General features: G+C 43.5%; 14 protein-coding genes and 1 tRNA gene. 12 read left to right on the forward strand and 3 right to left on the reverse strand.

All coding sequences use genetic code 11. The annotated features are described in order from the left end of the window. Positions 1-203 precede the first annotated feature (203 nt). Entirely contained in the window at positions 204-1,817 is a 1,614-nt protein-coding gene (gene pckA / locus IPP77_02020) for a phosphoenolpyruvate carboxykinase (ATP) (protein ID MBL0308495.1), read from the reverse strand. A 149-nt stretch (positions 1,818-1,966) separates the two neighbouring features. Between pckA and IPP77_02025 the strand changes: the two genes are divergently transcribed. From IPP77_02025 to IPP77_02060, 8 genes are all read left to right on the forward strand, one after another. Beyond that, positions 1,967-3,259 (forward strand): aminopeptidase P family protein, encoded by a 1,293-nt coding sequence (locus tag IPP77_02025; GenBank protein MBL0308496.1) that lies wholly within the window; start codon positions 1,967-1,969, stop codon positions 3,257-3,259. 3 nt (positions 3,260-3,262) lie between these two features. Next, on the forward strand, positions 3,263-3,991 hold the full coding sequence (locus IPP77_02030) for a CDP-alcohol phosphatidyltransferase family protein (protein MBL0308497.1): 729 nt from the start codon (positions 3,263-3,265) through the stop codon (positions 3,989-3,991). Then, on the forward strand, positions 3,988-4,245 hold the full coding sequence (gene purS / locus IPP77_02035) for a phosphoribosylformylglycinamidine synthase subunit PurS (GenBank protein ID MBL0308498.1): 258 nt from the start codon (positions 3,988-3,990) through the stop codon (positions 4,243-4,245). The genes IPP77_02030 and purS overlap by 4 nt, the downstream gene beginning before the upstream one ends. A gap of 15 nt (positions 4,246-4,260) precedes the next feature. After that, on the forward strand, positions 4,261-4,935 hold the full coding sequence (gene rsmI / locus IPP77_02040; GenBank protein MBL0308499.1) for a 16S rRNA (cytidine(1402)-2'-O)-methyltransferase: 675 nt from the start codon (positions 4,261-4,263) through the stop codon (positions 4,933-4,935). Next, positions 4,936-5,562 carry a hypothetical protein gene (locus IPP77_02045; protein MBL0308500.1) on the forward strand — a complete coding sequence of 209 codons (627 nt, stop codon included), beginning with the start codon at positions 4,936-4,938 and terminating at the stop codon, positions 5,560-5,562. Positions 5,563-5,572: 10 nt separating this feature from the next. After that, positions 5,573-6,496, forward strand: a complete 924-nt coding sequence (locus IPP77_02050) for a cation transporter (protein ID MBL0308501.1) — start codon at positions 5,573-5,575, stop codon at positions 6,494-6,496. A gap of 38 nt (positions 6,497-6,534) precedes the next feature. Then, positions 6,535-6,608: transfer RNA gene (locus IPP77_02055), tRNA-Lys, on the forward strand. 335 nt (positions 6,609-6,943) lie between these two features. Further along, positions 6,944-7,801, forward strand: a complete 858-nt coding sequence (locus tag IPP77_02060) for a T9SS type A sorting domain-containing protein (GenBank protein MBL0308502.1) — start codon at positions 6,944-6,946, stop codon at positions 7,799-7,801. Positions 7,802-7,909: 108 nt separating this feature from the next. Here IPP77_02060 and IPP77_02065 read toward each other — a convergent pair whose 3' ends face one another. After that, positions 7,910-8,335, reverse strand: coding sequence for a hotdog fold thioesterase (locus IPP77_02065; GenBank protein ID MBL0308503.1), 426 nt, complete (start codon positions 8,333-8,335; stop codon positions 7,910-7,912). Positions 8,336-8,399: 64 nt separating this feature from the next. On the opposite strand from IPP77_02065, the gene IPP77_02070 reads away from it, so the two are divergent. The 4 genes from IPP77_02070 to IPP77_02085 are packed head-to-tail and all read left to right on the forward strand — an operon-like array spanning position 8,400 to position 11,235. Then, the gene (locus IPP77_02070; protein MBL0308504.1) at positions 8,400-8,600 is read left to right on the forward strand and encodes a hypothetical protein; all 201 of its coding nucleotides are present in this window, start codon (positions 8,400-8,402) and stop codon (positions 8,598-8,600) included. Continuing rightward, positions 8,522-9,034, forward strand: a complete 513-nt coding sequence (locus tag IPP77_02075; protein MBL0308505.1) for a saccharopine dehydrogenase NADP-binding domain-containing protein — start codon at positions 8,522-8,524, stop codon at positions 9,032-9,034. Before IPP77_02070 ends, IPP77_02075 begins: the two co-directional genes overlap by 79 nt. Continuing rightward, complete coding sequence (locus IPP77_02080) at positions 9,031-9,690, forward strand: hypothetical protein (GenBank protein ID MBL0308506.1); 660 nt, start codon at positions 9,031-9,033, stop codon at positions 9,688-9,690. Before IPP77_02075 ends, IPP77_02080 begins: the two co-directional genes overlap by 4 nt. 3 nt (positions 9,691-9,693) lie before the next feature. Then, positions 9,694-11,235: an acyl-CoA carboxylase subunit beta gene (locus tag IPP77_02085; protein MBL0308507.1), complete on the forward strand. Its 1,542-nt coding sequence runs from the start codon at positions 9,694-9,696 to the stop codon at positions 11,233-11,235. A 39-nt stretch (positions 11,236-11,274) separates the two neighbouring features. Here the strand turns inward: IPP77_02085 and IPP77_02090 are convergent, their stop codons facing one another. Next, on the reverse strand, positions 11,275-14,928 hold the full coding sequence (locus tag IPP77_02090; GenBank protein ID MBL0308508.1) for a HAMP domain-containing histidine kinase: 3,654 nt from the start codon (positions 14,926-14,928) through the stop codon (positions 11,275-11,277). Positions 14,929-14,960 lie beyond the last annotated feature (32 nt).

Consider the following 14,960-nt stretch of genomic DNA (forward strand, 5'->3'; position numbering starts at 1 on the left):
GAGATTTAGCTTCTTTTGGTGAAATAGAAACCAAGTTAGGAGGTGCTTTGGTTTCTATTTTGAGAAAAGAATGTCAGCCGCTTGGTGACTGTCCTAAGTCAGCAAGTGTTTTGGGTAAAGCAGGTTGAGTTTTTTATGCTTTCCATAAAAAATTACCCCAAAAGAGACAAAAATGAAAATGATGATGAGCTAGAAACGCTGAATTAAACTGACTGCATTGCTTTTGGCGCAGCGTCCAGAATTTCTTTCTCTGCCTTTGCGGCAAATTTTTCAAAATTCTTATTGAAAGCTGCAGCCAATTCGTTGGATTTGGCATCATAGGCCTCTTTGCTCTGCCAAGTATTGCGCGGGTTCAGAATTTCGTCAGGAACATTCGGGCAATTTTTAGGCATAGACACTCCAAAAACGGGGTGTTTTTCAAAAGGAACCTTATCAAGATTGCCATTTAAGGCCTCGGTGATCAAAGCACGAGTATGAGGAAGACTCATCCGCTTGCCGGTTCCGTAAGAGCCCCCCGTGTAGCCGGTGTTGAGCAACCACACGCGGATTTCAGAGTTGCGTAGTTTTTCGCCTAACAGAGAGGCGTATTTAGTAGGGTGCAACGGAAGAAAAGGTGCACCAAAACAGGTAGAAAAATTAGTTTGAGGCTCAGTCACTCCGGCTTCGGTTCCGGCTACTTTTGAAGTAAACCCGGAAAGGAAGAAATACATAGCCTGCCCAACACTTAGTTTTGAGATAGGAGGCAAAACGCCAAAAGCATCATAGGTAAGGAAGAAGATGTTTTTCGGTTCGCCTGCCATAGATTTAGGCAGGGCGTTATCTATAAAATGGATAGGGTAGGAAACACGGGTATTTTCCGTCTTTGCTTTGTAAGCATAATCCACCGAGCGGGTACCTTCCAGAAAGCCGATGTTTTCGAGAATAGCTCCATGACGGATGGCTTTGAAGATATCCGGTTCTTTCTCAGCCGAAAGGTCAATGACTTTGGCATAGCAACCGCCTTCAAAATTAAATACCCCTTTGGATGTCCAGCCGTGTTCGTCGTCGCCAATCAAAGGGCGATTCGGATCAGCAGAAAGAGTGGTCTTTCCGGTTCCGCTCAAACCAAAGAACAAAGCTACATCGCCGCTTTTGCCCACGTTGGCAGAGCAGTGCATGGATAGAACTTTCTTTTCGTGCGGAAGTACATAATTAAGAACGGAGAAAATTCCTTTTTTTATTTCGCCGGTATAAGCAGTGCCGCCGATGATGACAACCTTTTTGGTAAAATTGAGAATAGCAAAGTTGTGTTGACGAACACCGTCTTTCACGCCATTGCATTTAAAACCGGGAGCTTGTATAATCGTCCAGTCCGGTTCAATAGTTTTTAGTTCATTTGAATTGGGGCGAAGGAACATGTTATAGGCAAATAGATTTGCCCAAGGATATTCATTCACCACACGCACATTCAGCCGATAATTATCATCAGCACAGGCATAGCAGTCGCGGACAAATACCTCTTTACTGCTCAGGTAATTAACCGCATCCGTGTAAAGTTTATCGAACACCGCAGGTTCTATAGGTGTATTGAATCCACCCCAGTCCACCGAATCTTTGGTGTTCTCATCTTTCACGATGAAACGATCTTTCGGGGCACGGCCGGTAAACTCGCCGGTATCTACCGCCAAAGCGCCGGTGTCGTTTAGTATCGCTTGATTTCTGCGAATCGTTTCTTCAATAAGTTCTTCCGGACTAAGGTTCCAGTATTGTGTTTTTGAACTTTTGATACCTAAAGTTTCAATGTTTGCTTTAGGATTTTTCAGACCAACTATATTCATCTTAAGTGACAATTTTCAGGCTAAGAGGGAGCAAATGTAATCCAAGATTTCAATCCACGAAAGGATTTTAATCAGTTCTAAAGTACAAATAATTTTCATAGAGTTAGAATTGCGCTACATTCGCGCGGAACGTCGAAACACTCTTTGCTATGCGCTATGAATCTATAAACCCCGAGCTTTTTAAGCTGAACCGCAAGAATTTTTCCAAACAAATGAAGAAGGATTCTATTGCCGTCTTTGTATCGAACGAAATAGTGACGCGCAGTGCAGATGCTTCATACAAATGGAGACAAAACCCGGACTTGTTTTATCTAAGCGGTATTGATCAAGAAGAAACCTTTTTGGTTCTTTTTCCCGATGCACCGGAAGAGAAGTACAAGGAAGTATTATTTGTTCGGAAAACCAGCGAACAAATCATGTGGTGGGAGGGAAGGAAACATTCGATGGACGAAGCGTCTAAAATCTCAGGGGTGAAGACGGTACTTTGGAGCGAACAGTTTGAGGGCATTTTCAACATGCTGGCGCATTATGCCAATCATATTTACCTGAATACCAATGAGCATGACCGCAGCGTTTCTATGGAGGAGGCTACGGAAATAAAGTTTGCACGCAAGGTGATGAACAACTTCCCGCTTCATAAATACGAACGCTCTGCGCCGATTGTCTCTGCTTTGCGGATGGCTAAATCAGCACATGAAATCACTTTGCTGAAACGGGCGATTGACATTACCCACAAGGGATTTATTCGCGCTTTGAAACTTATCAAGCCCGGCGTTTGGGAATATGAAGTGGAAGCCGCGCTGACTCATGAATATTTAATCCGTCGCGGAACGGGTCAGGCTTATGAGCCGATTATTGCAACGGGCGTAAACGCCTGTGTGCTTCATTATGTGGCAAATGATGCTCAATGTAAGTCGGGGGAGTTGATTTTGATGGATGCCGCAGCGGAATATGGCAACTATAACGCAGACCTCACCAGGACAGTGCCGGTGAACGGTAAGTTCACAAAGCGCCAGAAGGATGTTTACAATGCGGTGCTTCGCGTTCACAACGAGGCAAAGAAAATGATGACCACCCGTGTGACGTTGAATGAAATCAATACGTCTGTCGGAAAAATAATGGAGGAAGAATTGGTGAAACTTAATTTATTGAAGAGCGCAGACGTTAAAAAACAGGATAAAAACAATCCTCTTTATAAAAAGTATTTCCCGCACGGAACCGCTCACTTTCTAGGGCTGGATGTACATGACGTAGGCAATCGCTTCGATAAACTTAAACCGGGTACGGTACTCACCTGCGAGCCGGGAATTTACATCCGCGAAGAGAATATGGGTATTCGTATTGAAAACAATATCCTTGTAACCAACGGCAAACCTACCGACTTGATGGCGAACATTCCAGTTGAGGCGGAGGAGATTGAAGAAATAATGAATAGCAAGTAGTACATGAATTTCTTCTCCCTGCTCAGTCTTCCAAATCTTCTCACACTGCTCAATCTTCTTGCCGGTTGTCTGGGCATTGTGTTTGTATTCAGTTATCGCTTAGAGTGGGTTCCCTATTGTGTGCTTATTTCTCTTGTGGCTGATTATCTTGATGGGTTTGCTGCGCGCTTTACCAAAAACGCAACCGACATTGGCAAGCAATTAGATTCGTTGGCGGATGTAGTGAGCTTCGGTGTTTTGCCCGGTGCTATTATGTTTCATTTGCTTTTTCAGAATTATGAATCCGGTTCAGGTTCCTTACCGGAGGCAACGATTTACTTGCTCTGTATTCCGGCTTTTTTGATTACACTCTTTGCGGCCTTGCGTTTGGCTAAGTTTAATACAGACCATCGCCAATCCGATTCTTTTCTTGGCCTGCCAACTCCTGCGGTCGCGATATTTATTACCGGCTTTCTTTTAACCTTTCTCCATAATTCGTTTGGATTATCGTTCTATCTTTTTCAATTGCCGGTCTTATACGGTGTGGTGATTGTTTTATCCATACTCATGGTGATTGAACTGCCGATGTTTGCCCTCAAATTCAAATCCTTTTCGTGGAAAGGAAACGAAACGGCCTTTTCTTTCCTGCTCTTGTCGCTGGTTTTGCTGGCAACACTTAAATTCGCCGCCATTTCACTCATTGTTATTCTTTACCTAATTATTTCGCTGATTCAAAAACAAATCAAACCATGAACTTCAAAGCAGAGATTGATGTAATGCCTCTAAAAGAATTGTTAGACCCACAGGGCAAAGCCGTAGAACATAGCTTACTGAAAATGAATTTCAAGACCGTAGAAGATGTGCGCATTGGCAAACACATCACCATTAAAATAAGTGCTTCGTCAAAAGAAGAAGCCACGACCCAGATTGACACTGCCTGCAAGAAATTGCTTGCTAATCCAATTATGGAAGGATATAAATTTGAAATAATGGAGGAATCTTCCTAATCGGAAGAACCTTTTATGAATAAACTCTTGATCATTCCCACTCCGATTGGAAATCTGGAGGATATCACGCTTCGCGCCCTCAGAATGTTGAAGGAGGTGGATGTCGTCCTTGCCGAAGATACCCGCCAGACTAAAAAACTGTTAGACCATTATAAAATATCCACTCGTCTTTCGGCTTATCATAAATTCAATGAGCAGAAGACTGTGGAAGGAGTGGTGGAACAATTGAAGTCTGGAATGACCATCGGTTTGGTGAGCGATGGAGGAACACCGGGTATATCCGATCCGGGCTATGTTTTGATTCAGGCATGTATCCGCGAAGGTATTACGGTGGAGTGTCTGCCCGGTGCTACGGCTTTTGTGCCTGCATTGATTAACTCCGGTTTTGCAACTGATGAATTTGTTTTCATCGGCTTTCTGCCTCACAAGAAAGGAAGGCAAACTAAATTGAAAGAGATAGCTCTAGAGCTACGCACCATCATCTTGTACGAATCTCCTTTTCGAGTGGTAAAGCTGTTGAATGAATTGTTGCAGCATCTAGGAGAGGAAAGAAAAATATCTGCCTCAAGAGAATTATCCAAGATGTTTGAGGAAACAATTCGTGGGACTGCCGGAGAACTGATTGAGCGCTTTACACTTAAAGAGCCGAGAGGAGAATTCGTTATTATTATAGAAGGAAAGAAAGATTAGATGCTTCAGATCATCATCAGCAGTTTAGTGCTGAGTGTCATTCATGCCACCATCCCCAGCCATTGGCTGCCCTTGGTGGCTATTGGCAAAGCCGAGCGCTGGACAAAGAAGCGCACGCTCTTTGCAACGGCGGTGAGCGGAGGGTCGCATATAGCCAGCACTATTCTTATCGGAATCTTGATTGGTTGGGCAGGATATAAACTATCCGAATCCTTTCAGTGGATGACCGAAGTTTTGGCACCTTTTATTCTGATTCTGCTTGGTATCTTTTATGTCGTTCGCAATTTTCATGCTCACGGACACCGGCATCATTTCCCCGAAAAACCATTACACAATAAATCTTTCAAGGCTATCCTTATTTCTGTCAGCATCGGTATGTTTTTTTCGCCTTGTTTGGAACTGGAAACATATTATTTCACCGCCGGCAAATATGGATGGGCGGGGATTGCGGGCGTATCGCTGGTTTATCTGTTGGTCACCGTCGGTTTCATGATGCTCTTTGTCGCGCTCGCGCTGGAGGGCATCAGTCGTTACAACTTCCGCTTTCTCGACAGCAACGAAAAGGCCGTGACCGGGATTGTACTTATCTTGGTCGGCGCACTCACTTATTTTTTCAATCTCACTTAAAGAATGTATCATGGCTCATCTGCACACACATTCTGATCACAACCTAAACGAGCACTCCACGCTTTCATCCAACTTGAACCGTGCGTTCATCGTGGGCATTGTTTTGAATCTGGCATTTGTAGTGGTGGAATCTGTTGCCGGATTGATGACCGGTTCCTTGGGATTGCTGACCGATGCCGGTCATAACCTGAGCGATGTGGCCGCACTGGCTTTGTCACTTTTTGCTTTCCGGCTGGCCAAAATCAAACCAAGCGTAAATTATACCTACGGTTACAGCAAAACCACCATTCTCGTGGCGCTGGCTAATGCCGTCATCTTGCTGATAGCGGTGGGGGGCATCGGCATTGAAGCAGTGAAACGATTTTTTCATCCCGAACCTCTTCAAGGAGATATCATTTCCATAGTGGCCGGAATTGGAATCGTCGTCAACGGTGCTTCTGCTTTCTTGTTTATTAAGAACAAGGAGGACGATCTGAATGTCAAAGGCGCTTACCTGCATCTCGTGGCCGATGCCTTGGTTTCTCTTGGTGTATTGATTGCCGGTGTGCTCATCATGTTTACAGGATGGTATTGGTTAGATACAGTAATCAGCTTAGTCATTATCGTAGTCATCGTATATAGTAGCTGGCATTTGTTGGCCGATAGCCTGCGCCTGTCTATGGATGCCGTGCCGCCGGGGGTGGATATAGATAAGCTGAAACAACTGATTATGAGCAATAAAGGAGTTACGAGTGTTCATCACATTCATGTTTGGGCGCTCAGCACTACGGTGAATGCGATGACGGCGCACCTTTGCATAGAAGAGTCCATGAGCGGCACGGAGGAAATGGACATGAAACATCATATCAAACAAGAACTGACCAAGCTAAAAGTGCATCACGCAACATTTGAAACCGAACGGGGACCTGAAAAATGCACCGAAGAAGTCTGTTGAAAAATCGGAAAGACCTGTTATGTTTGCGCTCCGCTTTTTGACTCCGTAGCTCAGCTGGTAGAGCAAAAGACTCTTAATCTTTGGGTCGAAGGTTCGAGCCCTTCCGGGTCACTACTTTCAAGCCTTGTATGTCGCAAGATGTGCAGGGCTTTTTTAATGCTGAATGAGGAGTGCCTTCCTGTATTTCATTCTGCACTTCAAATTTGATTCAAAGTCTCCTGCCCCCCAAAGGGAGCATAAAGACAGTAGGCTACCGCCCAAATATTTATTGCGGCTTTTTAATGCCTATACTACATATTATATTTAGCCGGATACAAATTGCCGTTTGTGCGAATTATGTGAAATAGTTTAGGAACAATGAATCTTTTTTTGGGTTCAAACAGTATAAGTAGGTATTGGGTGATGAAAATGAAGCCCGCAAAAAGTAAAATCAAAATTATGAAAGCCATGAAAAATCTATTCCTCTTCGCTCTTGCCCTTATATCTCTTTCTGTATCGGCCGGAAACATGACGACGAAGCTGATCGTGAACAATCCTATCTGCCACAGTGGTAATGATGGTACGATTGATTTGTTCGTGTTTGGCGGCAATGCTCCGCTTACTTATACTTGGGATAACGGACTTCCGGCTACTGCTTCGCACAGCAATTTGGCGGCGGGTACTTATTCTTTCACGGTGACAGATAGTACCGGCGATGTGGTTTCGGGATCGGTGGTGATTGCAGAGCCGAACGATATTGCGGTGACTCCAAATGTGTTGGATGTAACCACTCCGGGCGGAAACGATGGATCCATCGGGTTGAATGTAGGAGGTGGAACGCCAATCTATGCTTATAGCTGGAGCAATAATGTGCATGATCGCAATATTTCTAGTTTGACTTCTGGTACTTATGATGTCGAAATTACGGATGCAGCAGGTTGCAGCAAAACGTTCAGTTTCTTGGTGAGCGAGCCAAATGGTTTCTTGATTGAGAAGCCGGAAGTGAAATATTTGATTTCTAAAGGCAGTTTTCAGGATGGCAATAATTATGCGAAGAACGGAGGTGCTACGGGTGTAGAGGATGTAAAGCAGGGAACGGTTTTGGTTTATCCTAATCCGGCAAATAACTTCTTCAAGATTGCTCTTCAGCCGGGCACTGAAACTCAAATCGCACTAATGACTCCAAACGGACAGGTGGTGGCACAGAAGAACGCGACAACTACTGAAACGGAAATGAATGTCTCTGGCCTTCCGAATGGTAACTACATCATGAGTATTCGCAACGAAAGCGGCGTGACCAACAAATTGGTGAGCGTTCTCAAATAACCTATCACACACTTAATAGAGAGTAAGCGCTCCCGATTTTTCGGGAGCGCTTTTTTGATTTTAACCCAAGGAAGGGATGCCTCGGGCGTGGGGGTTTGTAGCGTTGCTTTAATAGACTTTGCGATGAACCGCCAACGTCAGGCGGCTGATGCAGACCATCTGTTCTTTTGGGTTCACAATTTTTATTTCCCAAACGTGTATTGTCTTTCCGATATAGACTGGACTGGCGGTGCCGGTAACGAAGCCTTTGTTCACGCCGCGGATATGGTTGGCGTTTATCTCAATACCTACGACTCTATATTTCTCTTGGTCAACACAAAACAAACCACCTACGCTTCCGAGGGTTTCTGCCAATACGCAGGAGGCGCCACCATGCAGCAAGCCAAAGGGCTGCACGGTTCTGTGGTCAACGGGCATGGTGCCTTTGATATAGTCATCTCCGACTTCGGTAATCGCGATGCCGAGATGGTCGCCTATGTGTTTGCTGGAGAAAATGTGCGCGTCTTCGAGCGTGGGCTTTACTTTCCAAATCATTAAATTCTGTTTGCCGCAAAGGAATGAATTTCGGTCATATCGTTTATTATTGCAGTTGCTTCTGATGCGTAACATTCTAATACTTGGAGCCGGTAAATCTTCTGGCGCTTTGATTGACCATCTGGTGGACAGGTCGGTGGAGGAACAATGGCAGGTTACGGTGGCTGATATTTCGGCTGCCAGGCGATGCAAAAAACTCGCCAGCGCGCTAACACCTGCGCGATTGCTTTTGACTTTCAGGATGAGTCAGGAAGAAGGCGATTGATTGCAGATGCAGATATTGTGATCTCTATGTTGCCGGCAACGATGCACGTTATTATTGCTGAAGACTGTTTGAAACTGAAACGCAACTTGGTGACTCCATCCTACATATCAGATGCGATGTTGGGGATGGATGAGGATGTGAAGAAGGAGGGATTGATTTTTATGAATGAAATCGGTCTCGACCCCGGTATAGATCACATGAGCGCCCTCCAGGCGATTGCCAGACTGAAAGATGAGGGCAAGGAGATTACTGGATTTCTTTCGCATACGGGTGGACTGGTAGCTCCGGAAAATGATGATAACGGTTGGCATTATAAGGTTACATGGAATCCGCGCAATGTGGTGTTGGCAGGTCAGGGCGAAGGCAAGATACTTTATATGAAAGATGGGGAGAAGGTGGAATTGCATTATGAAGACCTTTTAAACATACGCTGAATATCAAACTGGAAGGCTATGGTGAGTTTGAAAGCTATCCGAATAGAGATTCAATGAAGTATGTAGATGCTTATGGATTAAAGGGAGTAAAGACTATCTATCGAGGAACGCTTCGCCGCCCACCATTTTGCAAAGGCTGGAATGTGTTGGTGCAAATGGGATTTACGAATCGTAAAGAAGTAGAGACGGATACGTTTCGCGGACAGGTGGAGCGCTTGGTAAAGGATAAGAAGGTAGTGCCTGATGAGGAAACCGAGGGGCTGTTGCGTGAACTTGGAGTGGTGCCTATGTTGCTTTCACATAAGGAACCACGTTTGGTTCCCGCAGACTTTTTACAGCAGGTACTCGAACGTTCATGGAGCCTGCAACCGGGAGATAAGGATATGATTGTGATGATACATCAGATAGAGTTTTCTGATAAAAGTGGAAAAGAGAAGCAGACAATGGAATCTTCGTTGGTGGTGAAGGGGAAAGATTCAGATCATACGGCTATGTCATTAACCGTGGGTTTGCCGATGGCAATGGTGACGGAGATGATATTGAATAACGAGATAAAGCGGACGGGTGTGCTTATGCCCCGTTACCCGGAAATTTATAATCCTATTTTAGCCCGCTTGGAAAAACATGGGATAAATTTTAAAGAGAAGATCATATAATAGATGAAGAAAGAGATAGATAGACTGAAAGAGAAAAAGGCTGCTGCGATGATGGGCGGCGGGCAAAGCCGTATTGACAGCCAGCATAAGAAAGGAAAACTGAACGCTCGCGAGCGGATAGATTTGCTGATGGATCCCGACAGCTTTGAAGAAATTGGCATGTTGGTGGAACACCGCACCAAAGACTTTGATATGGATAAAGAAATTTATCTGGGAGATGGGGTAGTCACTGGTTATGGAATGGTGAACGGTAGAATGGTCTATGTCTTTTCTCAGGACTTTACGGTCTTCGGTGGGTCACTTTCTGAAACTCACGCAGAGAAGATATGTAAGATCATGGACTTGGCGATGAAGAACGGTGCGCCGGTCATCGGTTTGAATGACTCTGGTGGAGCACGCATTCAGGAGGGCGTCAGTTCTTTGGGCGGTTATGCTGATATTTTCTATCGAAATACGATTGCCTCGGGAGTTATCCCTCAGATTTCTGCCATCATGGGCCCTTGTGCAGGCGGAGCAGTTTATTCGCCAGCCATCACTGACTTTATCCTGATGGTAGAGCATACTTCCTACATGTTTGTTACAGGCCCCAACGTGGTTAAGACGGTGACTCACGAGGATGTGACAAGTGAAGAACTGGGAGGTGCTCAGGCGCATGGAGTAAAATCGGGGGTTACGCATTTTACCTGTGCAAATGATGCGGATTGTATTGCCTCCATTAAGAAACTGTTGAGTTACTTGCCTCAGAATTGCGAAGATCGAGCACCAGCCTATCCTTATACTTTGGGCGATGAGACCAGACACAAACTCGATTCTGTAATTCCTGAGAACCCAAATCAGCCTTATGATATTCGCGATATTATCCATGAAATATCCGATACGGGTTCTTTCATGGAGGTGCATCAACATTACGCAGAGAATATTGTAGTGGGCTTTGCTCGTTTGGCAGGTCGCAGCATTGGTATCGTGGCCAACCAACCAGCTGTATTGGCTGGAGTGCTTGATATTTCTTCCAGTAACAAGGGTGCACGTTTTGTTCGCTTTTGTGATTGCTTCAACATTCCATTATTGACCTTGGTGGATGTTCCTGGTTTCTTGCCGGGTACAGACCAAGAATGGCGAGGAATTATCAGCAGTGGAGCTAAACTGCTTTTCGCTTTCAGCGAAGCGACGGTACCTAAGATAACGGTGATTGTGCGTAAGGCGTACGGTGGAGCATACGATGTGATGAATTCAAAGCATATAGGGGCTGATATGAATTATGCGTGGCCCAATGCGGAAATTGCGGTAATGGGAGCAAAGGGAGCGGCTGAAATTATTTTTAAGAAAGCGATATCAGCAGCGAAGGACCCGGAAGAAAAGATGAAGGAGGTAGTGAACTTGTATGCTGAGAACTTTGCTCATCCATACAAAGCGGCGGCTCGTGGATTTATTGATGAAGTAATTGAGCCATCCAAAACACGCACCCGCCTTATCCGTGCCTTTAAAATGACTGAAAACAAAGCAGTGAAATTGCCGAGAAAGAAACACGGGAATATTCCCTTGTAAAGGGCTATAGAAAGAGTTTTATACGCCTAGCCAAAGCAATTATAACTCAATCTTCATTCTAAGGCGTATATAGAATGTGGTTCCTATATTCTCGGAGGACTCAAACCATATTCTACCACCAGTGCCATCTATTATCTGCTTAGTGATGGCTAAGCCCAGACCAGTACCGGATGATTTCGTAGTAAAATTCGGGACAAAGACCTTTTCATAGAGTTCATGTGGAATGCCTTGCCCATTGTCGCTTACAGTGATAACCACCCATCCATCTTCCTCTTTAACATGAATATCAACAAAGCCTATCCGGGTTTCGGGAATACTCTGTAATGCGTTCTTTATCAGATTATTAAATACGCTGACCAATTGATTCTTGTCTGCAAAAACCACTGGTGATTTAGAGTCGGTGGAAAAGGTGATGAAAGTTTTCTCTTCTCGGCCAAACAAATCGGATATGGACTGAAGTAATTCGTTCAGGTTAATTAATTCATTTTGGGTCTTGGGCATTTTGGCAAAGGAGGAAAAGGCCGAGGCGATGGATGATAGATTTTCAATTTGTTCTTCCAGCGTCCGAGCCACTTTTCGAGATAATTGGGCAATATTTGGATCGCCGGAATCAATGGCTCTTTGAAGATATTGGATACTCAACTTCATAGGGGTAAGAGGATTTTTAATTTCATGGGCAATCTGTTTTGCCATTTCTCTCCAGGCGATTTCTCGTTCTCCTTTAGCCAATTCCTGTGCGCTGTTTTCCAGTTCGCTAATCATCTTGTTATATTCTTTGACCAGCACACCTATTTCATCGCGACTATTCCATTGAATAGGCTCATTCTTTTTAGTTAGATTTAATTGTCGCAGCTTTTCACTGATAATTGTGAGCGGTTTAGTTATGGAATTAGAGATAAAATAAGCCACTAAGGCGGCGCAAATCAACAAGAACACATAGGCATTCATCAAAGCCACAAGAAACGAAGATACATCTTCATAAATATTCTTTGATCTGGTGAAATACGGGATTCCTAAGTAGGCAATTGTTTTTCCTGCAAGATCTCTGATTGGCGCATAAGTAGCAAGGTAACCTAAAGAGCCGATGTTTTCTTCTTCAGTAGTCTGGGCTGCCTTTTCGCTTGACAACAAGAAGAAGGCATGCGGATTCATCTTTCTCGACACTAATCCATGATCGTAAATTGCTGGCTGTGAGGCGACAATTAGATCACCGTCTGGACTATATATATTCACGTCAATATCGTTCATTTCTGCCTGTCGAGTTATTTCAAAGTTTAGAGTGTTCCGGAAATTGTCATCGGAAAGAAGGAGAGTTGCTTGTTCGTGTTGCCGGAGAAAATATTCTATACTTGAATGAATGACTTTTTCTTTCCGTAATAGACGGTCAGAATAATTATTGTCATACTGCTTTTTTAAGAAGCTAATCGTCACCAGAGTAATAATAACGAAAGAAGCTACAGTTATGAGCAGTATGGAATAGTTAATTCGTGTTCTAAATGAAACGTAGAAGAAACTAAATCGCTCTTGGGTTACTTCCGACCGATTTAAAAGATTGAATAGGCCCAGAACTAATATTGCCATCAAAAAATAGAAAGTAAAAAGATAGGAAAAAGTGGCAATCGGTTCAAACAAACCTTCCTGATGTTCGGTAACAATCACCTTTGTGTCACTACCAAATTGATAGATGATATGTTCCCAATCACCCACATCAATATACTGATAAGGCAGTCCGCTGAAAACGAACGCCTTATTCCAAAAATAGGGATAAGGATATTCTCCATGCTGGCTGACCAATTGCTCGCGGTGGTAAATAGCATAGTTGTAACGCCGGTTGTTCGGCAGGTTCGACACATTGTTCCCCAACAGTAATTCAGGATAAACGTTTTGTCCGTAATAATTCTTGGGATTGAGTTGAATCACTAAAGTTCCAATCAATACGGTGTCCTCATAATAGGGGATGTATGAGAAATAGGAAAAGTTCTTGCTACTATCGGATGTGTAGAATAGACGGTCGGTACTGTCTGCTCCAAGTAAATTTGATGGAAGGAGATAATCAATTCTAGTAGTATCTGAGTTTCTGAGAAGAAGTCCAGATCGATTTTTGGCAAAAGCCATTATCTCATACTTATTAAGGTATCCCGAAAAGTACACAGAGTTTAAACGGTCCGTAATTTCCTTTTTAGGAGTAATTGGGTTGGCAAAGTAATTGCGCAGAAAAGTATCCTGTTCTAAACGGGTGTAAATATCATTGAACAAGAATTCTGCGATAAAGTCTCGCTCACTTACCAGTTTACTGGCGAAATATTTTCGATAGGTTCTTTCATGATGTTCATAAAAGTTCTCAATTAAATAGGCAGATAGCAGACTGTAAAGGGAAATGATAATCAACAGGTTCTTTACAGAATAGCCGGAACTTGATTCCATCAAACGATAAATCGCCAGAATATAAAATGTGCACCAAAGAGCAGTAAAAATGATTGCTTGCCAGTAGGAGGAATAAACCGCACTCAGTGCAAAGGCTATTCCACAGAAAATGATAACTCCAACAACAATGCCCCATCTTGTTTCTGAGGTTCGCAAAATGTGGATTAGATATTTAGAAATAATCAAATGCCCCATTAACAACAAAGAGAGGCTTAGTAAGCCTAACAAGCTAAATGGGCTAAGACTAAGGATGTTATATACCTCGAACGAAATAACCGAATCAATCACTAGTGACTTGAATATCCATAGCAATCCTGCGGTTAGCAGGAATATGGTGACTACAGAGGCAATTGCTTTAAGACTGCTCACCGGTTTGCGATTTTCCGAATCGGATCTGTAAAAAGCAGCAAACAACACCATCCAAATCAAAATTGAACTGTTAATGAAGAGATCGCCGAGCGACTTAGAAAATACAGATGAGGCGTAGTGTTTCGGTTGAAATAACTCCAAGTGATAAAACTCAGAAGGCTGGCCCAAAATCAGCAAAACCGCGCGAATCACTCCCGCTGAAATAAAGAGATAGATAAATCCACGGGCAAAGCCCTTCTTGTGTACAATCCGTACTGCGAAATAATGAATATAGTAAAACGCAATAATTAAAAGCATCACCTGCGCCAAAAGCAAAGCGAAGTTTATTTGAGTACCATCCTTATGCTCTAAACGGTAGATGTAAAATAGTATATCACTATGTTGGTTGTAAATTGGAACCGAACCCGGTAATTTTTGCACACTCAATTCAATATCTTCTGTCAGTTTGAGCGGAGCAGAAAATGCATTTTTCAAAAAGTGGTTTTCAAAGGGATATTGCCATTTGATGGGTGCTGCCCCAATCATTACTTTCCCTGACTTTTGAACCGTATGCTTTATCACTACATACCATCCATTTTTTAACTTTAAGAATGAAGTTCCATTGGGGAGTGCGCCGGGTGAGGAGGGTAGGAATGTGTGATGATCTGTCCAAAAGAGTAGCGAATCAAAATGATAATAAAATATTGCGATACCCTGGTTCTCAGCCAATTGGAGCGCTTGACTTTCTGTATTGAACTTTTCTAAATCTTTATAGAGTGTGTCGTTCTGGCTCAGATTATTAAAACTGTTCTCAATCTCACTGACTCTTTGTTGAATTTCTTCAGACGCACTACGTAAATTGTTGGGCGATGGTTTTAATATCACTATTACTACTGCCGTGAGTAGCAATACAGGTAGCACAAGCTTTTTTATGTCAGATATGTAGTTCAAAG

Source organism: Bacteroidota bacterium (genome assembly GCA_016722375.1).
Classification (GTDB): domain Bacteria; phylum Bacteroidota; class Bacteroidia; order Chitinophagales; family LD1; genus Bog-950.

What these genes read in the sequence shown, in the direction of transcription:
- IPP77_02070 (MBL0308504.1), top strand. Translation starts at nt 8,400, where the DNA reads ATGCGTAACATTCTAATACTTGGAGCCGGTAAATCTTCTGGCGCTTTG.
- IPP77_02075 (MBL0308505.1), top strand. Translation starts at nt 8,522, where the DNA reads ATGCAAAAAACTCGCCAGCGCGCTAACACCTGCGCGATTGCTTTTGAC.
- IPP77_02030 (MBL0308497.1), top strand. Translation starts at nt 3,263, where the DNA reads ATGAATTTCTTCTCCCTGCTCAGTCTTCCAAATCTTCTCACACTGCTC.
- IPP77_02065 (MBL0308503.1), bottom strand. Translation starts at nt 8,335, where the DNA reads ATGATTTGGAAAGTAAAGCCCACGCTCGAAGACGCGCACATTTTCTCC.
- IPP77_02045 (MBL0308500.1), top strand. Translation starts at nt 4,936, where the DNA reads ATGCTTCAGATCATCATCAGCAGTTTAGTGCTGAGTGTCATTCATGCC.
- IPP77_02025 (MBL0308496.1), top strand. Translation starts at nt 1,967, where the DNA reads ATGCGCTATGAATCTATAAACCCCGAGCTTTTTAAGCTGAACCGCAAG.
- rsmI (MBL0308499.1), top strand. Translation starts at nt 4,261, where the DNA reads ATGAATAAACTCTTGATCATTCCCACTCCGATTGGAAATCTGGAGGAT.
- pckA (MBL0308495.1), bottom strand. Translation starts at nt 1,817, where the DNA reads ATGAATATAGTTGGTCTGAAAAATCCTAAAGCAAACATTGAAACTTTA.
- IPP77_02060 (MBL0308502.1), top strand. Translation starts at nt 6,944, where the DNA reads ATGAAAAATCTATTCCTCTTCGCTCTTGCCCTTATATCTCTTTCTGTA.
- IPP77_02050 (MBL0308501.1), top strand. Translation starts at nt 5,573, where the DNA reads ATGGCTCATCTGCACACACATTCTGATCACAACCTAAACGAGCACTCC.
- IPP77_02085 (MBL0308507.1), top strand. Translation starts at nt 9,694, where the DNA reads ATGAAGAAAGAGATAGATAGACTGAAAGAGAAAAAGGCTGCTGCGATG.
- purS (MBL0308498.1), top strand. Translation starts at nt 3,988, where the DNA reads ATGAACTTCAAAGCAGAGATTGATGTAATGCCTCTAAAAGAATTGTTA.